Origin of the sequence: Paenibacillus sp. MCAF9, assembly GCF_052114265.1 — a bacterium.
GTDB lineage: Bacteria > Bacillota > Bacilli > Paenibacillales > Paenibacillaceae > Pristimantibacillus.
Genome location: NZ_JBFREL010000018.1, coordinates 65,581 through 89,295 on the forward strand (window position 1 = coordinate 65,581; position 23,715 = coordinate 89,295).

21 protein-coding genes are annotated in these 23,715 nt (G+C 42.9%); 5 read left to right on the forward strand and 16 right to left on the reverse strand.

The genetic code is table 11. The annotated features are described in order from the left end of the window. Window positions 1-12: 12 nt before the first annotated feature. From AB4Z45_RS22600 to AB4Z45_RS22615, 4 genes are all read right to left on the reverse strand, one after another. Window positions 13-1,326 carry a nucleotide sugar dehydrogenase gene (locus AB4Z45_RS22600; RefSeq protein WP_441911717.1) on the reverse strand — a complete coding sequence of 438 codons (1,314 nt, stop codon included), beginning with the start codon at window positions 1,324-1,326 and terminating at the stop codon, window positions 13-15. 27 nt (window positions 1,327-1,353) lie between these two features. Continuing rightward, window positions 1,354-2,805: a polysaccharide deacetylase family protein gene (locus tag AB4Z45_RS22605; protein WP_441911719.1), complete on the reverse strand. Its 1,452-nt coding sequence runs from the start codon at window positions 2,803-2,805 to the stop codon at window positions 1,354-1,356. Between the two features lie 239 nt (window positions 2,806-3,044). Further along, window positions 3,045-4,127 carry a Gfo/Idh/MocA family protein gene (locus AB4Z45_RS22610; protein WP_441911721.1) on the reverse strand — a complete coding sequence of 361 codons (1,083 nt, stop codon included), beginning with the start codon at window positions 4,125-4,127 and terminating at the stop codon, window positions 3,045-3,047. A gap of 85 nt (window positions 4,128-4,212) precedes the next feature. Further along, window positions 4,213-4,782 (reverse strand): hypothetical protein, encoded by a 570-nt coding sequence (locus AB4Z45_RS22615; protein ID WP_076269627.1) that lies wholly within the window; start codon window positions 4,780-4,782, stop codon window positions 4,213-4,215. 374 nt (window positions 4,783-5,156) lie between these two features. On the opposite strand from AB4Z45_RS22615, the gene AB4Z45_RS22620 reads away from it, so the two are divergent. Both AB4Z45_RS22620 and AB4Z45_RS22625 read left to right on the forward strand, forming a co-directional pair. Continuing rightward, on the forward strand, window positions 5,157-6,089 hold the full coding sequence (locus tag AB4Z45_RS22620) for a hypothetical protein (RefSeq protein WP_441911722.1): 933 nt from the start codon (window positions 5,157-5,159) through the stop codon (window positions 6,087-6,089). A gap of 115 nt (window positions 6,090-6,204) precedes the next feature. Next, the gene (locus AB4Z45_RS22625; protein ID WP_441911723.1) at window positions 6,205-6,447 is read left to right on the forward strand and encodes an NHLP leader peptide family RiPP precursor; all 243 of its coding nucleotides are present in this window, start codon (window positions 6,205-6,207) and stop codon (window positions 6,445-6,447) included. Window positions 6,448-6,488: 41 nt separating this feature from the next. Here the strand turns inward: AB4Z45_RS22625 and AB4Z45_RS22630 are convergent, their stop codons facing one another. The 6 genes from AB4Z45_RS22630 to AB4Z45_RS22655 form a co-directional block, all read right to left on the reverse strand. Then, window positions 6,489-8,393 (reverse strand): ATP-binding protein, encoded by a 1,905-nt coding sequence (locus tag AB4Z45_RS22630; protein ID WP_441911724.1) that lies wholly within the window; start codon window positions 8,391-8,393, stop codon window positions 6,489-6,491. A gap of 152 nt (window positions 8,394-8,545) precedes the next feature. Next, complete coding sequence (locus AB4Z45_RS22635; RefSeq protein ID WP_441911726.1) at window positions 8,546-9,292, reverse strand: hypothetical protein; 747 nt, start codon at window positions 9,290-9,292, stop codon at window positions 8,546-8,548. Then, complete coding sequence (locus AB4Z45_RS22640; protein ID WP_441911728.1) at window positions 9,292-10,170, reverse strand: ATP-binding cassette domain-containing protein; 879 nt, start codon at window positions 10,168-10,170, stop codon at window positions 9,292-9,294. The genes AB4Z45_RS22635 and AB4Z45_RS22640 overlap by 1 nt, the downstream gene beginning before the upstream one ends. Continuing rightward, window positions 10,167-10,535, reverse strand: a complete 369-nt coding sequence (locus tag AB4Z45_RS22645) for a GntR family transcriptional regulator (protein WP_076271901.1) — start codon at window positions 10,533-10,535, stop codon at window positions 10,167-10,169. The genes AB4Z45_RS22640 and AB4Z45_RS22645 overlap by 4 nt, the downstream gene beginning before the upstream one ends. Window positions 10,536-10,751: 216 nt before the next feature. Continuing rightward, window positions 10,752-11,546 (reverse strand): alpha/beta hydrolase, encoded by a 795-nt coding sequence (locus AB4Z45_RS22650; RefSeq protein ID WP_076271902.1) that lies wholly within the window; start codon window positions 11,544-11,546, stop codon window positions 10,752-10,754. Window positions 11,547-11,560: 14 nt separating this feature from the next. Continuing rightward, complete coding sequence (locus AB4Z45_RS22655; protein WP_441911729.1) at window positions 11,561-12,472, reverse strand: Gfo/Idh/MocA family protein; 912 nt, start codon at window positions 12,470-12,472, stop codon at window positions 11,561-11,563. 303 nt (window positions 12,473-12,775) lie between these two features. Here AB4Z45_RS22655 and AB4Z45_RS22660 point away from each other — a divergent pair, with 303 nt between their 5' ends. From AB4Z45_RS22660 to AB4Z45_RS22670, 3 genes are all read left to right on the forward strand, one after another. Beyond that, on the forward strand, window positions 12,776-13,516 hold the full coding sequence (locus AB4Z45_RS22660) for a DNA-binding response regulator (protein ID WP_441911731.1): 741 nt from the start codon (window positions 12,776-12,778) through the stop codon (window positions 13,514-13,516). A gap of 1,068 nt (window positions 13,517-14,584) precedes the next feature. Then, the gene (locus tag AB4Z45_RS22665; RefSeq protein ID WP_441911732.1) at window positions 14,585-15,550 is read left to right on the forward strand and encodes an ATP-binding protein; all 966 of its coding nucleotides are present in this window, start codon (window positions 14,585-14,587) and stop codon (window positions 15,548-15,550) included. A gap of 27 nt (window positions 15,551-15,577) precedes the next feature. After that, the gene (locus AB4Z45_RS22670) at window positions 15,578-16,456 is read left to right on the forward strand and encodes a tetratricopeptide repeat protein (protein ID WP_441911734.1); all 879 of its coding nucleotides are present in this window, start codon (window positions 15,578-15,580) and stop codon (window positions 16,454-16,456) included. Window positions 16,457-16,505: 49 nt separating this feature from the next. Here AB4Z45_RS22670 and AB4Z45_RS22675 read toward each other — a convergent pair whose 3' ends face one another. The 6 genes from AB4Z45_RS22675 to AB4Z45_RS22700 all read right to left on the reverse strand — a co-directional run bounded on the left by AB4Z45_RS22675 (window position 16,506) and on the right by AB4Z45_RS22700 (window position 23,712). Further along, window positions 16,506-17,528: an S-layer homology domain-containing protein gene (locus AB4Z45_RS22675; RefSeq protein WP_441911736.1), complete on the reverse strand. Its 1,023-nt coding sequence runs from the start codon at window positions 17,526-17,528 to the stop codon at window positions 16,506-16,508. Window positions 17,529-17,693: 165 nt separating this feature from the next. Further along, a complete protein-coding gene (locus tag AB4Z45_RS22680; protein ID WP_076271691.1) occupies window positions 17,694-19,136 on the reverse strand; it encodes a nicotinate phosphoribosyltransferase in 1,443 nt (480 codons plus the stop codon). A 138-nt stretch (window positions 19,137-19,274) separates the two neighbouring features. Further along, window positions 19,275-19,874: a response regulator gene (locus AB4Z45_RS22685; RefSeq protein ID WP_441877504.1), complete on the reverse strand. Its 600-nt coding sequence runs from the start codon at window positions 19,872-19,874 to the stop codon at window positions 19,275-19,277. 31 nt (window positions 19,875-19,905) lie between these two features. Beyond that, window positions 19,906-21,024, reverse strand: a complete 1,119-nt coding sequence (locus AB4Z45_RS22690; protein WP_441911738.1) for a sensor histidine kinase — start codon at window positions 21,022-21,024, stop codon at window positions 19,906-19,908. 155 nt (window positions 21,025-21,179) lie between these two features. Then, a complete protein-coding gene (locus tag AB4Z45_RS22695) occupies window positions 21,180-22,235 on the reverse strand; it encodes a fatty acid desaturase (RefSeq protein WP_441877510.1) in 1,056 nt (351 codons plus the stop codon). A 244-nt stretch (window positions 22,236-22,479) separates the two neighbouring features. Further along, complete coding sequence (locus tag AB4Z45_RS22700; protein ID WP_441911740.1) at window positions 22,480-23,712, reverse strand: aminopeptidase; 1,233 nt, start codon at window positions 23,710-23,712, stop codon at window positions 22,480-22,482. Window positions 23,713-23,715 lie beyond the last annotated feature (3 nt).

Here is a 23,715-nt window from a genome sequence, read left to right on the forward strand (position 1 = left end):
TCCAATCCGGCACTATAGGCTCCAATAGTCGTATCCGTTTTGCTCGAATAACCGCTTATCAAATACGCCTTTTATATCAACCAAAAACTTCGTTTTGTTGTCGTCATACAGCTTGTCAAAATCCTCTACATTCATCTTCGTAATTTGACTGTGGGGAACCGCTACAATAACAACATTCAACCCGCTTAATTCCTCCATGTCGCATAGCTCGATGCCATACTCATCATAAACCTGCTGCTTGTCCACATTTGAATCTGCCACAAGTGTTGTTATCCCGTACTCTTGAAGCTCTTCGATAATGTCTGTCACCTTCGTATTGCGAATATCGGAGCTGTCCTCTTTATAAGAAAAGCCAAGAAAGCCTATTTTGGCTGTATTTATATTTACCTTCTGCTTAACAAGCCTCTTAATGATTTGCTGAGCGACATACTTGCCCATCCCATCGTTAATTTGGCGTCCCGCTAAAATAATTTTGGAATGATAGCCGGTATCCTCAGCCTTATAGGTCAAATAATAAGGATCAATTCCGATGCAATGACCTCCAACCAGCCCAGGGCTAAAGTTAAGAAAATTCCATTTGGTGCCTGCTGCTTGCAGCACGGCTTTTGTATCTATCCCCATACCGTTAAACAGCATGGACAACTCATTCATAAAAGCAATATTTACATCTCGCTGTGCATTTTCAATGACTTTTGCAGCCTCAGCTACTTTGATGCTCTCCGCACGAAATACGCCTGCATCAATAATCAGCTCATACATGCTCGCGACAGTTTCCAGCGTCTCCTCGTCCATACCGGACACGATCTTCGTAATGTTCTCTAGTCGATGAACCTTGTCACCGGGATTGATTCGTTCAGGCGAATAACCTACCTTAAAATCGACGCCGCAAACAAGACCCGACTCTGCCTCCAAAATCGGAATACATATTTCCTCCGTCACCCCCGGATAGACGGTCGATTCAAACACAACCATTGCGCCTTGCTTGAGCTTCCTACCCACCATTTGACACGCACTCTTCACATAATTCAAATCCGGTATATTACCGCTTTGAATCGGTGTAGGCACTGCCACAATGAAGAAAAAAACATCTTTAAGCTCATTCAGATCTGAAGTAAACTGCGCTTCGGTATTTTTGAGCACATCACTGCCTATATCGCCGGTTGTATCGATCCCGCTGCAATATTGTGCAATCTTATCTTTATTCACATCAAAACCGATTACGTCCACTTTTTTCGCAAAAGCTACTGCAATCGGCAATCCGACATAACCTAATCCAATGACCGCTATTTTCTTCTGCCTTGTAACGATTTCCTCGTATAACGTCATATGTCATCTCCATCTAGTATGAAAAAGTTATTTTAGAGACATTTGCGACATGGGAACGAATGTATAGCCCTTGCTTTTCAGCTTCTCAATAACATCTGGCAGCGCCTCAATCGTATGAATGTTATCCAGCATGTGAAGAAGAATAACACTTCCATCAACCGTTTGATCCAGAACACCCTTCACGATATGGTCGGCGTCATTGGCAGAGTCCCAGTCGAACACCGTTACGTCATACATCGCAATGGATGTGTAGCCTGTTGCAGCTACAATTCTCGCCCGTTCATCATCAATTTCACCCGTCGGGGGTCTAAATAACATGGTAGGCTGCTGCTGTATGGCTTCGGTTATTACTTGATGAGCCTTGACGACTTCCTCCTGCAATTGCTCAGGCGTTAACTTGGTAATGACAGGATGACTGTATGTGTGATTAGCAACATCATGTCCAGCTTCCGCTATCGCCTTAGCTAAATTCGGATTTTTCTCTACCCCGTTGGCACGCAAGAAGAATGTAGCCTTCACGTCATGCTTTTCCAAAATATCAAGCAGCTTTGTAATTGTGTAGTCGGTACCCCAATCATCAAAGGTAAGTGACACAACCTTCTTTTTATTTTCCCAGTTATAAATAAGCTTGTAGCTCGATTGATTGTCGTTTAAATTTTTTCGAGCAGCATCAAATCCTGGTATTTGCTCAAGCGGTTTTCTCTCTTGTCCACTGCTTACCAGCTCTTTAAGCGGAACGAGCTTGTAGCCAACCTCGGCCGCTGCCTTCGCAACAAGTGGTATCGATTCAAGAACCTGTCCATCCAGCTCCGTATCCAAGGCAATAATGCCGCCCCGAGTCACATATTTTCGAATATAGTCCGCTTTCTCTTGCTCCGATTCCTGCTGCCATTCATGCAAATTAAGACTGTAAGATACAACAGCCGAAAGCCCGCTCTGCGCTGCCGCCAGCTGAACGGTATCATTGTAATCGCCGGATCTCGTCCGCATATATTGAGGCTTTACTCCCAGCTCCTTCTCGATCACTTCATTGCTGACATTGATCTCTTTAAACACTTGCTCATAGCTTAAATGAGTTAGATCGAGCCGACTAAGCGTGTTGTTCTCAATGCCATGACCTCTGGCCAAAATCTCCTTGGCGATTTCCGGCTCTTCAGCCACCCTCATGCCCGGCAAAAAGAAGGTCGCCTTAATATCGTAGCGATCAAGTTCATCGAGCAGCTTTGTCATCAGACTCTCATCACCCATACCATTGAAAGTAAGGGACAATTCCTTTTTTGTCGTATAGACAAATGGAATCACTTTACTCTTTTCACCGTTTGCAGGCACGACAGGCTTGTCCGTCTCTATTGGTTCATTCTCTTCGCCCGAATTGCCGCTGCTTGTAAACAAAGCACACCCTGTAAGCGAAAGAGCCAGCAACACGAACATCAGCAATAAAATGACAGGATTCTTTTTTTTATTCGTTAAAAATGGCATCTGTTTCTCCTTTATAGCTTGATTACCCATTAATTAAGATTTCGAATATGTTTTTCCAAAATAAAAATAGTAATTTCCAGAAAATTCCGAATATTCAATACAAAAAAAGACTCTATCACAAAAATAGTGACTACGAGTCTTCAACTTATCATACAATTTTAGCACAGCCGAAGACTTACACCTGCATGTAATTGGTACCAATTTTGTTTAGTGCTAATTGTCCTAATTGGTGATTATGACTATTCTGGCATCCAAACTTGTTTCTCCGTATGCACCGTCTGTCCCGAAGCCATTGCTTCCCCCATAAGGAGCGCCAAATAGTGATCCTGTGCTGCTTCTGCCAGGCTATAGAAGGAAGCTCCTTTACCGGAAGTGAGCAGCCCCATTCGGAGTAAACAAGTCGCGATTGCGATCTCGTCATCACTAAGCCTTGCGGGAGCAACTGGATTCTGGTAAAGCCATTCGCCATCCGCAATAACCCCGCGATGATAATAACCTTCCAAATTCCCGTGCTGACCGGTATCGACTCTGCGAAGCTCCGTATGAATGGGTGTGGCGTAATCTTTTAAATAACTGACTTCTGAGTCTACTAGCTCACCTTTACTGCCTCTTACGAGCATGCGGCTGCGCCGTATCCAAGAGAAGTATTGATCTCCTGTAAAATCATATACAGCCAGCTTGTCGCCAAATCGGAGCGTTGCAATTCGCTGCACAGATTGTACCATTCGTTCTTCAAGCGGATCACCTTGTCTGCTCGGCCCTTGCATGATCTGAGATTCAAAGGTCTGTCCGATGATGCTGGCATGCTCGAACCCGACGCCAAGAAGCTGTCTAATTAAGCTAATCCCGTGATAGTCATGGGCAGCAGATACCTGTGCTTGCGATACTTCACCCAGCTTCCCGGAGCGGGCAATCTGAATCCGAGCCGCATGCATCGGCTGAAATAAATACTGTTCGGCTACTTGTACCATTGCATCCTTAGGCAGCGATTGATACAGGTCGGTTAGTGCTTCCAAATCAGCAGCCGGAGGCGTCTCTGCCAGTACTGGAATTTGCCGTTCAGCTAGCTCTTGGATAATAGCCGGAGCCGCTGTTCGCGGGACAGATACAACAGCGAAGCTGAACTGCTTGGACTCAGCCGTAAACTGATCCATATTGCGAACCGTACGAATGCCCCATTTTGCCTCCAGCAGCCGCCCCTTCTCCTCGTCACGAACAAGTATCGTATGAATGTTGAATTTCTCCGGCAATGCTTTGGCGATACGTATGTAAAACTCTGCGCGCCAGCCTCCGCCAACTATTCCAAAGCTAATAATAGACATCGTGAACCAGCCTCCTGGATGTAATCCGTTTTCGTCATAATGATCATTATAAAAAAGAAAAAGATCTCAACACGTGAGATCTTCTTTACGCAGTGCGGAAGGTTCCAGTTGCCTTTATTTCCTCTTGAACCCCTGTATAAGCTTGCAGCTTACCATGGTAAACGAGCTCCAGCAGCGTTGTATTCTCCAAATCAGCAGGTGTTACGAACAAGGAAGGTTTATTAACAAGATTTACGCCGCTTTCCTCAAAAACAGAGGCTACAAACTGCGAGCAAAAGTATGCGTACTCTCGTTTCATCTCAATATTAAGCATGATACCTAACATGCCTAGCAAATTGTATTTATACTGATCGCGATTTTTCTCCATGTAATGAATTTGATTTCGTATGTTTATATAGGCGCAATGACTAATCGTGCATCTATACAAAGCGCAGGTTGAGTTCTCAAAAAACTCGCCTCGTACATCCTCTTTCACAAATCCCGCAAAAAATGGGTTGTTCGGATTTTTTCTGCCAAAGCTATAAACCTCATTCAAGTCTCTGTCAAATGCGATTGAAGCGTGATTCAGCATATTTTTAGTGTACCATCTAATTGTCTTGGAAAATAAGGTTCCCGTATTCGTTAAGAGAACATAAATTTCAACATCTCTATTCATGCCATACTACCTCCACATTAAAGAACTCTCATCTAGGTATTAACTTTAATGCAGGAGAACTAAATTCTAAACCTGCTCAGGTAATAGATTCATCCCCGACCTAAGTCCAGTTCTGTAAGCATAGCGTGACAGAGGATCATCTACTAACTTCACCTATTTTTATAACCTTAATCCATTTTACTGGATTTTCTGCTTTTACTCAATACAGACTTCGTTTTTTTCTTCCTCATGCTTAAAAATATGTTAAGATTTTCTTTTTCCAAAAATGATATAGTAGGAAAAGATTGACACCGTTCATATACTATTTATATGCACCAAATCTTAATTTAGTATGGTCGTTTGGCTTACATTCTATTGCAGCGGAGGACATTTAAATGGAATGGTTTACTCGCTATACCACACAGCTGGAACTTGTTTATGCCAAAGCCGAAGAACGTATTGCAGCTTTCCCTGCACCGCTCGGCAGCCTTGGTCTGGCCTATGCGCATAAGTTCAATCCTGTAAAGCATGACAGCAATAAGGATTACATATGCAGCCTTCTCCCCTTCTGGATGAAAGAGCCGAGTGGAATTAATGATTCGCAATGCGAAGCGCTTGCATTAGCTAATGTATATGGAATGCTCTATTTCTTTATTCAGGATGACGTGATGGACAGCAAACCGGCATCCAATTGGAAGGAACAGCTTGCTCTAGGCAACCTGCTCATGCTCGAAATGTTCCGTGTATTCCGTGAGCTGTTCCCTTCAGCTTCACCATTTTGGGCGTATTACGACCATTATGTAACGAACTGGGCCGAAAGTGTAACCAACGAGGATCGCGATGATTACTTTATAAACGACCCCATCCGCACAGCTGGCAAAGCAGGTCCCGTCAAAATCACCAGCACTGGCGCACTGCTGTTAGCAGGTCGGCAAGAACTCATAGAGAAGATGGAGCTCGCCATCGATATTGTGCTGATGTCGCTTCAGATGTCTGACGACTATCAGGATTGGAAAGAAGATCTGGCTGAAGGCAGCTATAATGGCCTGCTTGCAATGATCGCCGCAAATAGAACTGCGGAAGAATCATTAACTGAACAAAAGGTTGAAAATGAAATCTTTATTCGAGGATGCCTCGGGCCTTATGTTCAGCTTGCAATTGATAATGAAAAACGACTAATTGAATTGGAAGCGGGATCTAGTGAGCTAGTCGCATTCCATAGTTTTATACTAAAACATTTGAACCATACCCATGAGACGATAGAATCAAACAAAAAGTTGCTGCTAGAGGGCGGATTTAACTACTTTTTGTCTAAAATTTCAGTTTAACAGGTACAATATAATCTATTAATTGTCGAATAATTGAAAATTCATATAGAATTTGTCGAACGGGCATGATAGACTGAGTATGGTAAACTTATACATATTCGGAAGGGTGATTATTGTGTCCAATGTACAATCGTTAAAAGAACAAATCATTCAAAAAGCTTGGGAAGATGCCGAATTCAAGAAACAACTTATCGCCAATCCGAAAGATGCAATAAAAGAAGCTTTCGGAATCGATGTTCCGGATACAATCGATGTAGAGGTTGTTGAAGAATCGGCTAATAAATACTACTTGGTGCTTCCTGAAAACCCTAAAACTCTTAAAAACGCAGATCCATTAAACGCAGCAGCGTGGCAATAAAGTGAAAATAGCGCTAACTGCTCTCATAGGAGCAGTTAACGCTATTTTTTTGCTAATGGGATTTGAATAATAGCTTCAGTACCTACTCCCTTCGTACTAATAAACTCAACCTTCCCTTGCATAATCTCAATAATACGAAAGGTCACCATCAAGCCCAAACCTGTTCCTTTTGTTTTCTTTGAATAGTAAGGCTCACCCAGCTTTTTTAAATCAGCTTCATTCATCCCCTCTCCATTGTCTTTAATACATATGACAACGTTTTGGGATTCATCCTGATAAGCTCGAATGATAATGAAGCCTTCTGTATGTAAAGCCTCAATGCTATTTTTAATAATGTTGATAAGCGCTTGTTTGAATTTAGATGAATTACCACGAACATATAAATCAGAACCTAAATCAACCTTAATGACTCCGCCCTGCATCGTTGCTAGTGGCACTAGTATCGCTTCTATTTTCTTGATCTCTTCAGCAATATTCAGAAGTGTCGTATTTTCAAGCTGAGGTTTAGCAAACGTTAAAAAGTCCGTTATAATGTCTGAAGCTCGGTCTAACTCATCAATGGCTAGCACCATATAACCTTTTTCTTTATCGTTCGTCGATTTTTCTCCGAGCAACTGAAGAAACCCTCTTGTCACCTGCAGCGGATTACGGACCTCATGCGCAACCGAAGCAGCCAATTGGCTAATGATCTCCATTTTTTCGGATCGTTGCAGTTCATTATTAAAAACCTCAAGCTGTTTTGAATAACTTACAACTTGCTCGTAATTGTGTAATATTCTTCTGGCTAAAATAATAATTAGGGAGGCTATAAAACTAAAAATACCCCACTTCCATAGAAATAAATCGTAATTCATATCATTTATAAAATACCATATTACTTCTAAAACCCCAATACCAGCAAATACGCAAAATCCGATTGTAATAATGATAGCTTCTTTATTTTTTTGCAAACATAGTCTAGTCAGATAAATGAGCAGTATTAAATTTCCGACAATGATTATTCCACTAAATGACATTGTTGTGAATGAAATATAATATTTCGAAATTCTCCCTAAAAACAATAAAGTAAGGGACCATGCTATCAAGACCGATGAGGCAACGACAAGAAATCTTCTAAAATGAGCAATTAGCCCATAAGGGCCTTTACCGAAAATTTTCTCAAAGAAGAAAAAAACTGAAGGCATTAATAAATTTGAACCCATGTCAAACATAAAATAGATAGGAAATCCGTATTCCTTATACACCATATGCAAATAAGGTGATAGAGAGAGAATCATTAACCCTATTGAAAAAATAATAATACAGAGTGAGTTTAACCCCTCTAAATAAGATTTATTTAGGAATATAAAACATAACAACATCGCTAGAGAAATAATTAATAAGGATGCTCCAATAAAAACATCAAACATCTCTTTCTTCATAAAAAGCATACTCAAAGACTGTTCTTCACCAACAACAATTGGTTTCTGAAGGCCTAACCAATCTGAAGCCGTATGCAAAAGTATATAAACCATGTGATTAGATTCGGCTTCAGATACTGATAAGATGATCTCGTTTTTATTAAAAGGATAATTCCGTTTTGACTCGTAAACGAGCTTATTATCAATGAATATTGAAACATCCTTAGCAGTAAGCTTGCTTATTAGTAACGCTGGTCTTGCCAAATTATAATCAGGCAGCTGAAACCTGAGCCATGCGGATTGAATATTTTCTGGTTTAACTGGTAATTTTTCACCATAAGAAAAAGGTTGCCAATCACCTGCTCTCGAGCTCGATGCTGCATTTTGAACTGTGCTAGTTGGATCTGCTTCCCACATCATTTCCCATTCTGTAATCTCGACGTTTGGTGCACCCGATAAGGCATAAGAAGCCGTAGCAAAAAAAGGAGTAACAATACAGAGCAAAAACACGAAGATCAACAAAAATTTACGTAGTACTTTCATCATACACCTCAAAAACTCGATAATGTTAATGCTCATATCATACTATATTTCGACAATGTTCGATAAGCCTCCTTCAAAAATTTGGTTGTTGACAAAATAAATAAAGCCGTTTTCAAAGATCGTTACGATCTTTGGAAACAGCTTGAATACTTGGATTAAAATAACTTTTTTCTTATCGATACACGGCGAAGCATTATAAAATTCAAGGCTACAATACACAGCATGACAGCAAAGGCAAGAACAATGACTGCTGCTAGCGATGCTCGTTCTACCTCTAATCCAGTTTGCAATAGATTACCTATCCAGTCTGACGATAGAACAGCCTCCATCGCCATCATTGGCAGCAGCGCAGCAACTGAAATTAGTACGCCTATTTTCCAATTAAAACGATAAAATCCGGAGCCAATGAGCCAGCCGCTGCCAAAGTAAGCAAAGAACAAACAGAAATATTCAAAAAAGATCCAGCCGAGCTCTAAAGAAGAAGAAAACAAATGCGGATTGTTCAGCTCTAATGTCCAATTGTTTTTGTCATAAATGAACTGCTCGACGGGATACCCTATCGTTAATATAAGGGCGAATATGGCTGAGAATAGAACTAGTACTAAACTCACGCCTCCAACAAAGTGCTTTCTCGTTACTCCACTGGAAACAAAACTTGCGAGCGATGCAGGGGTCAGCAGTATGCCAATGACAAGCAGAAATACTCTTGGCGATATGGTCGTGCTTTCCCAAACCTCTTGCCCTTCAAAATCAGGTCCTACTATAGCCTCAGCATTCGTTAAAATACCTATACCAATATAGATCAGAATGAATATGACCCAATAAAAAAAGATCGTCCAACGAAAGGTGTGCATCATATGCTGTGCCACATTAAGCACGGGATGTTTTCTCTTGCTGCTCATTATTCATCCCCTCTTTTCTTCGTCAAATGAACGAATAAATCTTGCAGTGATACAGGACCAAGCTCAAGCCCTGCTGCTAATGCTTGCTTGCGCTTCACATCAGTGAGCTCTCCGAACACAGTAACTGACTTCGTTTTACCAAGCTTCTGCTCCCCAAGCACCGTCATACCTTCCGCAAAACGATCCACGCTTTCACTCGGCCCAGTTATAGATGAGCCGCGCGCCCGCAGCGTATCTGTTTCCTCATGCATGATTAGGCAACCTTTATCCAAAATAAGCACCTCTTCAAACAAATTGCCTACTTCCTCAATTAAATGCGTAGATAAAATGAAAGTACGAGGCGTTTCCATATAATCATTGAGCAGCTCTTCATAAAAGGTATAGCGGGACGGAGCATCCATGCCAAGATAAGCCTCATCAAAAATCGTAACCGGTGCGCGGCTAGAAAGGCCAATCGTCACGCCAAGCGCCGACTTCATTCCTCTCGAAAGGGTAGATATACGTTTCTTAATCGGGAGCTCATAGTGACGAATGAGTCGATCCGCATAGTTTGCATCCCAATTAGGCCAGCAGCTAGCCGAAAGCTTTAATACGTCACGAACGTATAAAGTGTCCGGCATATGGCCGCTTTCTTGGATAAAGCATACTTGCTCCATGATGCGTGCATTTTCGAATGGCGCTTCACCATCTATCGTTATTTCGCCACCTGATTGCTGTCGATAGGAGGCTATGATCGATAATAGGCTGGTTTTTCCAGAACCATTTCTACCGAGCAAACCGTATATTTTGCCACCCTCAAGCTTGAACGAAATATTGTGCAGCGCTGAAAATGATCCATAACGCTGCCCCAATTGATTCACTTCGATACCTAGCGTCATACGTCAGTCCTCCCTTTCACTTGTTCGATACGACCAATGATATCTGCAAGAGGGACACCAATTTTCTCAGCTTCCGCAAGCATTTGATCGACAACCTCTTCGAAAAAACGATCTCTGCGCTGTGCCAGCAGCAATTGCCTAGCTTCGCCATTTACAAACATGCCGATTCCTCTTTTCTTATACAAAATGCCTTCCTCCGTCAATAAATGAAAGCCTTTCGCTGCTGTAGCTGGGTTTATACGATAAAATGCAGCATACTGGTTTGTTGACATGACCTGCTCATCTTCTTGCAAAATGCCGCTTATGATGTCGTCTTTAATTTTGTCTGCTATTTGTTGGTAAATGGGGCTTCGATCATCAAACACGTCATCACTCCTTTAGGTTACATGGTTCATTAGTTATGTAACTAACCATACAACCGTGACCAATAAATGTCAAGCCTATTTCATTACAGCATGTCATACAGATTTTTTGGGCTAAACGTTTAGAACAAAAAAAACTGCCTCCGGGTATTAACCGTGAGACAGTTTCTTGTCATCTTATGAAAAGCAGTACGTTTGTCCGAGTAACTGGACAATTCGTTATTTGGTTGCTTGAATTCCCTTCATCCATCCGATCAGCTCATTGCTTACTTGCTCCAGCTGCTCCTCCGGCTTAATGCTTGCTGGTCGATCCCCTTTTTGCGTGCCATAGGAACCAAATTGACCATGATTCCCTCCTTCAATCGTGACATATTGCGTTGAGCTAGGCATATACCGTTTTCCTTTGCCCCATGCCTCCCAATCCAACACGCCATCATTAGACGCAGTAACTTGCAATACTGGCAGCTTAGCATCTTCAAGAGTTCCAGCTTTTTCTGCATAGGCTGCAAGGAAAAAGATGCCCTCAAGTTGATCCAAATGCTCCGCTGCATAGCGTGAAGCAAAAACACCGCCAAGCGAGTGGCCGCCTATAACGTAACTTTCCTCTGGATGCTCCGCAATAAAATCATCCGCTTTGTTTTGCCCCATTAAAGCAAGATTAAGCGGCATACTTGCAATGTATACACGGTGGCCAGCGTCAGCGAGCTTGTGAGCTAAAGGTGCATAGCTTTTTGGATCTACTAATCCACCTGGATAAAAAATAACATTAGGCTGAACAATTCCGGCTGCTCCAGCGGTCGGTTCAAAGCGATAGCCTGCTTGTCCAATGCTGACCGTAACTTGTTCATCGCTCTTCATGGCAGCTTTAGCCTCAGCAGATGGTGAATAAACCATCATTTGATACGCGACAGCCAGTGATAATAGTAATACCAAAACAATGGCTAACGTCCATATAAGCACCCTCTTTTTCCGCGCTTGCTTCGGTTTTGCCAATGCCTTCGAATCGTGACTCATTTCGTGCACTCCCTTTATTCCAGCATCTTCATTAGCAGCTTTTGTGATTTCAGCGCTTCTTCACCATCCACGCTTGGACTCTTATCTTGTACGATACATTGAATGAAGTGAAGAACAGCATCCTCAAAACCTCGCTGTTTCAGAGTCGTTTGCCAAGATGGCGGCAACGTTTGTGTTACTGTATCATCACGCTCTACTTCGAGCAAACTCATATTTTTTACACGAATAATTTCGCCTGCCGATACAATTTCGAGCTGCTCCAAGTTCGTTCCTGCGTGTCGGTGCATCGCAGTCGATAACGTGTAACCGCCGAGTGTACTGTAGTGATGCTGTGCATAAAGCAGCTGATTATGCTCGTTAACGTTAACGACGCCGTTCATCACAGTCGCCTTCCCATCTGCAAGCCAGCGTACTGTATCAACTACATGCAAATAATCGTCCAGCATCGTAAAATCTGCGGTTTGCGGACCAACTGAATTCGTCCGATGTTTCTCCATCCGAATCCATGCCGTGTCCGTCATTCGGTCCTTTGCTTCTATGTATAAAGGAGAAAAACGACGGTTAAAGCCAACCATCAGCTTCCTGCCTAACTTTTCTGCGAGCTCCGCAAGCTGTTCTGCCTGATGCAAAGTAGCTGCCAGCGGTTTATCCACATATACATCCTTACCCTGTTTGAGCAGAGTTGACACTACCTCATAATGAGTGTCAGTAGCGCTATGTACAAAAACAGCATCGCAGCGGTCAGCCAGCTCGAGTAAGCTTCCATAGGATGAAATTCGGTACTGCTCACAAATTACTGCACGCTTCTCTGCATTAGGTGAAAAAGCACCAACAAAATTCCAGTCTACAGCTTTCGATAAAATAGGAAGATAGGCCTTTTGTGCAATTCCTCCAAGTCCAACCATACCAATACGCGGTTTGGTCATTTTCAACCACCTCTTCATAAGTTTCATTATTAACAGGATTACATCAAGCTATTAGCAATAATCCATTTAACTCGCTCCCTAAACTATACACTTATTTGCGTGGGCTGGCATTTGAATACGAAAATTATAGTACCTGATAAATAAATCCAGCTACTCATGCGAATAGGTTGTTTAAGTCTAGTGACAGTTGAACGCTGCTCGGCTACAATTAATTTAGGTGAAGCACACCGCTCGTACTACGGACATTTGTTCGTGGTGGGGCGGTGTTTTTTTATTTTATGAGGATGGGGTGGGATGTTGTGTATGGTGAAACGTATTGTATCTGCTAGTGGGAATGAAGGTGGGTTAGATCATTTGGATACAGTGAAACAAGCATACACGAGGTGGATTGAGCTGCATTCTGAACTTCGCAAGACTACGAGTGAACGCAGACGCCGACTAGAAGAGCGCAATGATCATGGCGAGCAGCTATTTGCAATTCATATATGGTGGCCTGTACTCGGCAGCTTTGACTATTTGCATCCTGAATACGAGATCAATGATTATCGCGATGGCAGCCGCTTTCTCGACTTTGCTTATGTTCGCCCACCATATCGAATTTCTATCGAAATTGACGGATATGGGCCGCATCACAAACAAGCGTCTCGACGAAAATTTTCAGATGATCGCTTTCGCCAAAACCAGCTTGTGCTGGATAACTGGATTGTAGTGCGTTTCTCCTATGACGACATCGGTGAGCGGCCTAGACAATGCCAGCAGTTTCTTCAACAGTTGCTCGGGAAATTGTATGGTCTCGGAAGTTCCGAAAAGTTGGCTCTACCGTTACCTGCATCCTATCGAGAACTTCTAAGATGGGGACAGCAACGAGAGCGGGGATCAACCTTTACTCCCAAGGAAGTGCAGCAACTTCTAGGTGTTAGCCACTGCACAGCACGTAAATACTTGCAGCATCTGCTGCAGCAGGGACTGCTCGAACAAGCCTCTGGACGAAAACGCATACGCACCTATCGCATATCGTCGAAAGTTGCTCAATTGCTTATATAAACCTAGAAATTATAAACACATAGCGGATATAGAACTAATTACTAGTGCTATTCCCAACGAATTCGTGCATTTGAGGCATATTTGAGGACAAGTTATGAAAATTAGACTAGTTTTTAGTTCTATTTGTTCGCATTTGGTCAGTTTGGCGGAAATAGAGCTAATTTCTAGTGCTATTCCCAACGAATTCGTGCATTTGAAGCATATTCGAGGATATGTAATGAAAATTAGACTAGTTTTTAGTTCTATTTGTGCGAATTTGGCCGGTTCGACGGAAATAGAGCTAATTTCTAGTGCTATTCCCAACAATATTGTCCATTTGGAGCATATTTGGTGACAAGTATTGAAAATTAGACTAGTTTTTAGTTCTATTTTTGCAAATTTGGTCCATTTGGCGGAAATAGAGCTAATTTCTAGTGCTATTCCCAACAAAATTGTCCATTTGGTGCATATTTGGGGACAAGCATTGAAAATTAGACTAGTTTTTAGTTCTATTTTTGCGAATTGGGTCAGTTTGGCGGAAATAGAGCTAATTTCTAGTGCTATTCCCAACAACATTGTCCATTTGGAGCATATTTGGTGACAAGCATTGAAAATTAGACTAGTTTTTAGTTCTATTTTTGCGAATTGGGTCAGTTTGGCGGAAATAGAGTTAATTTCTAGTGCTATTCCCAACAACATTGTCCATTTGGAGCATATTTGGGGACAAGCATTGAAAATTAGACTAGTTTTTAGTTCTATTTTTGCGAATTGGGTCAGTTTGGCGGAAATAGAGCTAATTTCTAGTGCTATTCCCAACGTCTTCGTGCATTTGAGGCATATTCGAGGATAAGTAATGAAAATTAGACTAGTTTTTAGTTCTATTTGTGCGAATTTGGCCGGTTCGGCGGAAATAGAGCTAATTTCTAGAGCTATTCCCAACAACATTGTCCATTTGAGGTGTATTGGAAGTTGAATCCATAAACTTCACTACAGAAATCCTACTCTATTACATTTCTATATAAAAACACACTGTAAACTCTCAAAATTTGGTACACTAGTAGCAAATTTGTTTTAAAAAGGATGATGACCATGTCCGATCATAACGACCGTGATGATCTTGCTGATCGACGCCGCAGTAAGCTGAAGGTGCTTCGATTTGATAATAACGGTAAAGATTTAGTTGAATCCGAAAAGCCTGAGGAAACCTTTGCGGACGTAGGCGGGCTTGAGGATGTTAAGAAAAAAATACGCATGAATTTCATATTGCCATTGAAGCAGCCTGAGCTGTTTGCAGCCTATGGCAAGGAAGCGGGCGGCAGCCTTCTGCTGTACGGGCCTCCAGGCTGCGGCAAAACCTTTCTTGCGCGAGCGGTTGCTGGAGAAATAGATGCTAATTTCATGCACATCGAGCTGCAGGCTATACTCGGCATGTATGTCGGTCAAAGCGAAAACAATTTGCATGACATTTTTGAGAAGGCTCGGGAAAATAAACCGTGCGTCATCTTTATCGATGAGCTTGACGCTATGGGCGGCAGCCGCAATCAGATGCGTCAGCATCATGACCGCATACTTGTCAATCAGCTTCTAATGGAGCTTGATGGACTTCGTACGTTCAATGATCAAGTATTTGTCATCGGAGCGACGAATACCCCTTGGTACCTTGACTCCGCGCTGCGCAGACCCGGAAGGTTTAACCATATGATTTTTGTACCGCCGCCTGAAGAATCGGAGCGTACAACCATCCTGCAGCTAAAGTTAGCTGGAAAGCCGCTTTCCACGCTTGATTTAAATAAAATCTCGAAGGAGACCAAACATTTCTCAGGAGCGGATCTGGAGCAAATCGTGAAGGATGCCGTTGAGAGCGCACTGGAGCGTACACTTGATATTGGAGAAATTCAGCCCATATCTCAGGACGATTTGAAAAAAGCTGCGAAAAATCGAAAGGCGACCACTCTCGATTGGTTTGCCACAGCCAAAAACTATGCTACATTCAGCGATATTAATCAGGACTATCAAATCGTTCTCGATTATATGAAACAAAGCGGTTTGAAATAAATCCGATATAGCGAGGTAGACATAGTTATGATGGAAATAGAAGAGGAAATGACCAGTAAACGATACGAGCGAATACAACAGCTCATGGGTTGGAAAAAGTTTAAGGAAGCTTCTGTTGAGGCGCTTGCGCTAATTCAGGATACTCCCGAGGACCCCTATGCCTATGCACTGTTCGGGCAAGTTAGTCTATACATGGATAATCTGGATCAAGCCCTTCACTGGACAGAACAATCGCTTCTACGCGACCCGGAAAATGAATTAGCCTGGTTTGTTCGCAGCAATGCTTTTTATTCGATGGAAAATTGGAAAGCAGCCTTGGAATCGATTGCCGAAGGACAGCGAATTGATCCTTATGAACCACATTATTATTTCTTGCTGGCTAATATATATAATAAGACAAGACGGTATGAAGAAGCCCGTGATTTGCTATTGAAAGGACTTGAAATCTCTCCTGAAAATTCATTGTATCTCGCTAATTTAAGCTATAATGAAGCGTTGTTGAATCGTTTTGCCGAATCAAAAATGCTGGCTAATCAAGCTTTGCGGCTTGATGTCGAGTCTGATATGGTTTACTTATATTTGGCATGGTCAGCAGAAAGACGGAACGATTACGACGACTATCTGCTCATGCTCAAGAACGCGATTAGATTAGATCCTGAAGACAAACAAATTCGTCAGGAGTTTCTCGAAGGACTGCAAAAAAATTATAAATTTTATCGGATCATGCTTTTGCCGGGAAATCTCTTGAAAAAGCTAAAGCCCTGGCAGGTTCTTCTCATTTGGATTGTGATTTGGATTGTGTTTAAGCCGCTCGTTATATTATTTATTATTCTTTATGTCGCGACGCACTGGATTACAAGGCTGCTCGTGCATGTAAAAGTGTTTGGCTGGAAACGAAGAAGGTGAGCAGCTTGTGCTCACCTTCTTTTTTACTCAAATCGAAGCCATGCCTATATTATTTAAGCACAATATCCAGCCTCATAATCGTTATATAAGCTTGTTGACGCGTATACGTGCCTTTTGGGCTGAATTTATTGTTTCCAATGCCTTTCATGACATCATGCATCGACACAAAATCAACGCTCGGCTTAGCCCAGCTTGCTATGATGCTGTTGTCTGCAAATGCCGAAGCGTCAGCTGGAACCTTATAGCCAAGCACCTTGGCTGTGTTCGTAAGCATGACCGCTGCTTCTTGCCTCGTGATGCTTCCGCTCGGATCAAACTTCCCATTTCCTTTACCTTTGACGATACCCATCAAATAAGCAGCTACTACTTCTTTAACCTTCGTATCCGTAAATGGATTATCGCTCAGGACAACTTGTTTTTCTGCTAAAATCTCATCAATCGTCTGGCTTTTCTCCACTTCAAGCAGTCTAATAATAATTTTCGCAAAATCTGCACGTGTGATTAGCTTCTTGTAGTTGTTCTGCAGCTCCGCTGGAATAAGCCCGGCTGATATCGCTTCATCTACCTCTATCTTTGCCCAAGCATCAGGCTGATCGCCTACTGCTGCACTCGTGTCAATCTTAAAGAAGTAGCTTGCCCTGTCGCCTGTTGCCTCATCTAAGATGAACAATTCATAGTAGGGAACGCCATAATCAAAGGTTACTGTTCCCGTCGTATTAGCGGGCAAAGCATTAACGAGCTCCTTCTTGCCGTTTATCGTCCAAGGTACTGGACTCGAAACTAAAACACCATTTACCAAGCTATAACCAAATACAACAACGCTAGTATCAACCTTTGCTGTATAGCTCAGAACTGCTTTTTCAGGAACGAGTATCGAAGTAATTGTAACATCCTTATATACATCTCCTAGATCGTTGAACGTTAACGTCTCTTTCACTTCGCCCGATTTCTTCGAAATCGAATATGTATACTTATCCTTCGAAATCTCAGCTGCAGCAGCTGGCATTACGAATGAAAACGTCATTAAGCAGATTGTCAGCCATATCAAAACAGCTTTTTCCCTTCTTTTCATACCAGTACCTCCATGTTTAATGAAATGTATCTGCTATTCATTCAACAATACCAGTGGATTTCCCTTCATTTTCGACAAAACCGCTGCTTATAACACGTATGCAATAAATAGCAAAAGACATTTGTGCACTTTCAGTGCGACAAATGTCCTTTATTCATACTGTCGCTATTGCTGATGCTTCTGTATCAATTCCCGCTTTAGCTCCCACGTCGCTTCACTTAAATTAACGCGGTACGCTTCCGCATTGAGCTTACGCAAATATTGCGGCCAAAATAGTTCGAATTGTCCCTTATGATAGCTTCGAATTTGATCTAAGCTCGGCATATCATATACTAATTCGCCATCTGCAAAAATCGGCTTTAATAATGTTATCGCCTCATAATGAGTAATAAATTTATGGATATAAGAATGAACCGGGTCAAACAGTTTAATTCGCTCTCCCCTATTTACATGCTGCTCATCCCTCAGCGTAATATAATCTGCTTCTGCTTTTCCAGTTGATGTGTTAATGATTCGGTAAAGCTGCTTGAAACCCGGTGTCGATATCTTCTCTGGATTTGCTGAAATTTTGATAACCGGCTCGTAGCTCCCGTTTTTCTCACGCGCGACAAGCTTGTACACACCGCCGAGTGAAGGCTGATCCGCTGCGGTAATCAGCTTTGTACCGATACCCCATACGTCAATCTTTGCGCCTTGTGACTTTAGGTTAGAAATAATAGCTTCGTCCAAGTCACTGGAGGCAACGATATTCACATAAGGCAGGCCAGCTTCATCGAGCATTTTCCGCGCCATTTGTGATAAATATGCTAAATCACCGCTATCAAGGCGGATCGCATTCATTCGTTTACCCTGGCTCTCTAGCATATGGGCGATCTTAATCGCGTTGGGAACTCCGCTTTTGAGCGTGTTGTACGTATCTACCAGCAGAGTTACATAGTCAGGCAGCGATTCCGCATAAGCTCGAAATGCTTCCTCCTCCGTATCATGCCCCTGCACCCAAGAATGGGCATGCGTGCCTTTGGCAGGAATGCCAAACAGCATGCCAGCCCTCATATTAGACGTCGCATGGAAGCCCGCAATGTAAGTAGCTCTTGCTCCCCAAACCGCTGCATCTGCCTCTTGCGCACGCCTCGTTCCGAACTCAAGCAATACGTCATCTGGAGCAACCTGCTTAATTCGAGCAGCCTTCGTCGCGATCAACGTTTGATAGTTCATCATATTGAGGATAGCCGTTTCTATTAGCTGTGCTTCAAATACGCGTGCCTCAACGCAGAACAATGGTTCATTCGCAAAAACGAGCGTTCCTTCCTCTACCGAATAAATATTGCCTGTAAACCGAAAGCTGCGCAGCTCATCAAGAAACTCCTCTTTGTAGTTCTCTTCTTGCGTACGCAAATATGTAATTTCCTCTTCTCCAAAATGAAGCGATTGAATGTATTCCACAATTCTCTCCAAACCTGCGAATACAGCAAAGCCGTTATTAAAGGGAAGCTTGCGGAAATACGCCTCGAATACAACCCTCTCATCTTTGCTTCCTTGCAGCCAATGCGCGTACATCATATTTATTTGGTACTTATCTGTATGAAGTGTCAAATTTGTATAACTCATCCCATTAACTCCCTTCCCTAGTACTCTCTCCAATACCCGTTCCTTTAACTCTTGAAAACAAAAAAAGCGCCGTTGAGATCGAATGGCTCCGCTCAATAACGCATCATATTTTCACTTCGGTGCTCTTGTACTGGTACATTATTTGAACCAGCCCTTTTCTTTAAACCGAGTAATCGCCTCGATGCGGTTGCTGACGTCAAGCTTATCAAGAATGACAGATATATAGTTGCGAACGGTACCCGTCGTAATAAACAGCTCGCTTGCAATTTCCTTCGTGTTTTTCCCATCTGCTACGAGCACAAGCACTTCCTTCTCGCGCTCTGTTAACGGATTTTCTTGTCCATATGCCTCATCTACAAGCTCTGATGCGAATATCCGTCGTCCAGCCATCACGCTGCGAATCGAATTGGCAAGCTCCTCGCTTGGGCTGTCCTTAAGCAAATAGCCGCTAACTCCCGCTTTGAGAGCACGCTCAAAGTAACCGGATCTTGCAAATGTCGTCAAAATAATGACCTTGCAGCCCTGGCCCTTCAGCTCCTCAGCAGCATCAAGCCCCGTCTTGGCCGGCATTTCAATATCCATAATGCAAATATCAGGCTTATGCTCATGCACAAGACTTATGGCATCTTCTCCATTGCTTGCTCTTCCGACGACCTTCATATCCTCTTCCAAGTCAAGCAAGGAAGCGAGGGCGCCCAGCAGCATGCGCTGATCCTCGGCAATGACGATTCTGATCATATTATCCCTCAATCCCCTTTTCAGCTTATCATTACATTTGTTTAATAACGTTTGGCACCTTAATAATGAGCGTCGCACCATCATTCGAAATGATATCTAGGCTTCCATTCACGAACTCAAGACGCTCCTTCATGCCTTGAAGACCATGGCCTCCGCAGTTTCTAGCTTCATCAGGAATTCCTACACCATTGTCCTGCACCTTCAGTGACAGCTCTGTACGCGATGATTGAATCGTTACGGTGCACGTCGTTGCTCCGCTGTGCTTGACGACATTCGTTACCGCTTCCTTCAAACACATGCTGAGAACATTTTCAGTGAGCAAATTCGCAGTACCAAGCTTCAATTCTCCCACGAGCTCGAATTCAATTTCGGCTGCCTTCAAAATCTGCTTTACCCGAAACATTTCATCCTCAATTCTCGTCCCGCGCATCTGCGTAACCATTTCCCGCACTTCTTTAAGCGCGGTTCTCGCCGTCTGGCGAACATCATTGATTTCCGCTTGGGCTTGCGCTGGGTTCTTGACCATCAGCTTGCCGGCGAGGTCACTCTTCAAACCGATTAGCGACAGCTTCTGTCCCAGCGTATCATGCAAATCACGTGCGATTCGCTGCCTCTCCTCAAGCTTTACAAGTTCCGATATCCGCTTATTCGCGTCCTCAAGCTGCCCTTCGAGCTGCCCCTGCTTGTTTTTGTTGTACGTGTTGAAGGGAAGCAGAATAACGACGATGAGACTGATGAGTATGAACGGAAACTGTGTAAAAAACAACGTGTTCTGTGTAGCAAATCCGTAATTGACCGTTACGAACGTACTGACAATATGAATCGTATACAAAGTAAAAAATCCAGCTCGATTCTGAATATGCCCGATAAAAAAAGCTAGAAATATCGAAAAATAAACGTAACTGAACAATAAAGTCATCGCAATCGATATAATAATTTGCACACTGGTCCAGAAATACACTAGCCAGCCCTTAGACACAAACGATAGCCGGTAACAAATAAAAAACAAAATAATCATGATGATACCGGATACGGCTTCATAAGGGGAAGACGAACGAAAAATAAAATAAAAAGGCAAAATACAGAAGACGACCCACACATATGGGCTTAGACCTGTGTTTTTCTGAAAAATCTGATACCACTTGTTCATGGTCGTCCATCCTTTATCCCATGCCATACGATGGTTATGATTATTTTATAATCATTTTAGCATATACAACATTTCAAGTATTTATTTTCCTTGATGCAATATGCACTAGAAGCCAGCCTGTAAGGGCGTGGCTTCTGGTGTATGTTTAAATGGAGTTATTTAAATTTCAAGCTTGCTTGTGTCGCTTTTATTTTCTCAGATGATGCTTTTGCTTTACGAAGACGATGCTTGATCCCTTTGAAGCTGACAAATTTTTTGTCTGATTCATCCCAAAGACGGAACTGAAGCGATTCTAAGCTTTCGCTGATCGTAATCGTCGTCGCTTTGTGAAGCGGCGGCGTTGCATTATGCGCTTTTTCCAAGTTATAGTTCGGAACCTTAGGGCTCAAGTGATGAACGTGGTGGAAGCCGATGTTGCCTGTAATCCATTGCAGCACTTTAGGCAGCTTGTAGTAAGAGCTTCCGTCAACGGCAGCTTTCACATAACTCCACTCATCTTCATTCTCAAAATAAGAATCCTCGAATTGATGCTGTACATAGAACAACCATATGCCGAGCAAACCAGATACAAAAAACACAGGACCTTGAACGAGCAGGAATGCTTGCCAGCCGATTGCCCAGATAAGAAGCGCGTAAGAGCCTACGATCAAAGCATTTGTCAAATAAGTGTTCATCCGTTCCTTGCGTCTAGCGCCTTTAACATTAAAGCGGTATTGAATAAGGAAAACACCGATTGGACCAAGTCCAAACATAACTAGCGGATGACGATACATACGATAGGCAAACCGGCGCATAAGCGGCGCTGCTGCGTATTCTTCTACCGTTAGAATCCACAAATCGCCAACGCCCCGTTTATCGAGGTTGCTGCTTGTTGCATGATGGATGGAATGTGAATTTTTCCACTGTCTATAAGGGACAAGCGTAATAACGCCTGTAATTGTACCTATGATATCGTTTGCTTTTTTGCTTTTGAAAAACGATCCGTGACAGCAGTCATGAAAGATGATGAAGGTACGAATGACGAAACCAGAAGTAAGCACCACCAACGGAGCAGTAAGCCAGTACGATATGGAAAGACTATAGTAAGAGGCATACCAGAGCAGAACGAGTGGCACTAAGGTGTTAATAAGCTGTCTGATACTCGACTTTAAATCCGTTTTCTCAAATGGGGCAACTTCTTTTTTCAAGTGAGCATGTTTAAGCTCTGTCATCGCATTTTCCTCCTCAATATGACGCTTGGAGAGTATCCCGGACGTCTAACGCAGTATTCTAACTTTATTGTAAAGAAAACTGTCAGGTCATTGTAGTCATAAACGTCAATACGATGGCATGACATTTGTCATATAGCCATCTGGGAAGTTGTCTTATTTATGTAAAAGAACCCATAAAACAGAAAGAAGCTACCGGGAAGAAGCATTCGCTTCTTCTAGATAGCTCTTTATTTGCTAACCCTAATTAAATTGCCCAATTTCCTTTACGGAAGATAGGGACTACCTTTCCATCCTTCGTGATGCCATCGATATCCATTTCAGCTGAGCCGATCATAAAATCATTATGCGTGATGCTGGCATTTACGCCATTCTCAGCAAGCTCTTCTGGTGACATCGACTTGCCGCCCTCGATATTGAAAGCATAACCGCTGCCGATTGCCAGGTGATTAGATGCATTCTCATCAAACAACGTATTATAGAACAAGATGTTGGACTGCGAAATCGGTGACTCATGCGGAACGAGCGCAACCTCGCCTAGGTAATGCGCGCCATCGTCAATGTCTACAAGCTTCTGCAGGATGTCTTGGCCTTCTTCAGCCTCTACCTTCACAATACGTCCGGCTTCAAACGTCAGCTTGAAACGATCGATAATGTTGCCGCCATAGCTTAGCGGCTTCGTGCTGGATACATAACCGTTTGCGCCTGTTTTTAGCGGAACTGTAAACACTTCCTCGGTCGGCATATTCGCCATGAAAGGAATGTTGTTAATGTTCGTGCTGCCTGCAGCGACCCAAATATGCTTCTCCGGCAATTCAATCGTAAGATCCGTGCCAGGAGCCGTATAATGCAATTTGTGAAAACGGTTCTGATTAAGCGTCTCGCCCTTGCTGTGAAGATTCGCATTATGCTCTTCCCATGCCTTAACAGGGTTCTCAGCATGCAAACGAACTGATTCAAAAATAGCTGTCCACAGCTTTTGGACCGCTTCCTCTTCCCCTGCTTCCGGGAATACTTTCGCTGCCCATTGCTTGCTCGCTGCGGCAACTACTGTCCAGCTTACTTTATCCGATTGAATAGCTCTGCGGAACTCCTGCAAGCCTTGGCCAGAAGCTTTCTGGAAGCTGGAAATACGTCCTGAATCGATGCCTTTCAGCAAATCTGGGCTTGATGAAACGATGGAGATAAATGCTGCTCCGCGTTCCACAAACGAGTTGCGTTTTGCGGTTTCCCATTCGGGGTAACGCGCAAATACTTCGTCTGCTGCTTGCTCATATTTTAATCTGGACAATGAATCGTCAGTCCACTCCACATGGACGTTGCTCGCGCCTGCTTCATAGGCTTTGCCGGCTACAAGTCTAACGAGTGCTGCTTGATCGACAGCTCCTGTAACGAATACCTCTTGGCCCTGCTGTACGTTCACTCCAATTTTTACAATCAACTCTGCATACGTATCTAAATGATGTTCAAATCCACTCATGAT

What these genes read in the sequence shown, in the direction of transcription:
- AB4Z45_RS22600 (WP_441911717.1), bottom strand. Translation starts at nt 1,326, where the DNA reads ATGACGTTATACGAGGAAATCGTTACAAGGCAGAAGAAAATAGCGGTC.
- AB4Z45_RS22605 (WP_441911719.1), bottom strand. Translation starts at nt 2,805, where the DNA reads ATGCCATTTTTAACGAATAAAAAAAAGAATCCTGTCATTTTATTGCTG.
- AB4Z45_RS22610 (WP_441911721.1), bottom strand. Translation starts at nt 4,127, where the DNA reads ATGTCTATTATTAGCTTTGGAATAGTTGGCGGAGGCTGGCGCGCAGAG.
- AB4Z45_RS22615 (WP_076269627.1), bottom strand. Translation starts at nt 4,782, where the DNA reads ATGAATAGAGATGTTGAAATTTATGTTCTCTTAACGAATACGGGAACC.
- AB4Z45_RS22620 (WP_441911722.1), top strand. Translation starts at nt 5,157, where the DNA reads ATGGAATGGTTTACTCGCTATACCACACAGCTGGAACTTGTTTATGCC.
- AB4Z45_RS22630 (WP_441911724.1), bottom strand. Translation starts at nt 8,393, where the DNA reads ATGATGAAAGTACTACGTAAATTTTTGTTGATCTTCGTGTTTTTGCTC.
- AB4Z45_RS22635 (WP_441911726.1), bottom strand. Translation starts at nt 9,292, where the DNA reads ATGAGCAGCAAGAGAAAACATCCCGTGCTTAATGTGGCACAGCATATG.
- AB4Z45_RS22640 (WP_441911728.1), bottom strand. Translation starts at nt 10,170, where the DNA reads ATGACGCTAGGTATCGAAGTGAATCAATTGGGGCAGCGTTATGGATCA.
- AB4Z45_RS22650 (WP_076271902.1), bottom strand. Translation starts at nt 11,546, where the DNA reads ATGAGTCACGATTCGAAGGCATTGGCAAAACCGAAGCAAGCGCGGAAA.
- AB4Z45_RS22655 (WP_441911729.1), bottom strand. Translation starts at nt 12,472, where the DNA reads ATGACCAAACCGCGTATTGGTATGGTTGGACTTGGAGGAATTGCACAA.
- AB4Z45_RS22660 (WP_441911731.1), top strand. Translation starts at nt 12,776, where the DNA reads ATGGTGAAACGTATTGTATCTGCTAGTGGGAATGAAGGTGGGTTAGAT.
- AB4Z45_RS22665 (WP_441911732.1), top strand. Translation starts at nt 14,585, where the DNA reads ATGTCCGATCATAACGACCGTGATGATCTTGCTGATCGACGCCGCAGT.
- AB4Z45_RS22670 (WP_441911734.1), top strand. Translation starts at nt 15,578, where the DNA reads ATGATGGAAATAGAAGAGGAAATGACCAGTAAACGATACGAGCGAATA.
- AB4Z45_RS22675 (WP_441911736.1), bottom strand. Translation starts at nt 17,528, where the DNA reads ATGAAAAGAAGGGAAAAAGCTGTTTTGATATGGCTGACAATCTGCTTA.
- AB4Z45_RS22680 (WP_076271691.1), bottom strand. Translation starts at nt 19,136, where the DNA reads ATGAGTTATACAAATTTGACACTTCATACAGATAAGTACCAAATAAAT.
- AB4Z45_RS22685 (WP_441877504.1), bottom strand. Translation starts at nt 19,874, where the DNA reads ATGATCAGAATCGTCATTGCCGAGGATCAGCGCATGCTGCTGGGCGCC.
- AB4Z45_RS22690 (WP_441911738.1), bottom strand. Translation starts at nt 21,024, where the DNA reads ATGAACAAGTGGTATCAGATTTTTCAGAAAAACACAGGTCTAAGCCCA.
- AB4Z45_RS22695 (WP_441877510.1), bottom strand. Translation starts at nt 22,235, where the DNA reads ATGACAGAGCTTAAACATGCTCACTTGAAAAAAGAAGTTGCCCCATTT.
- AB4Z45_RS22700 (WP_441911740.1), bottom strand. Translation starts at nt 23,712, where the DNA reads ATGAGTGGATTTGAACATCATTTAGATACGTATGCAGAGTTGATTGTA.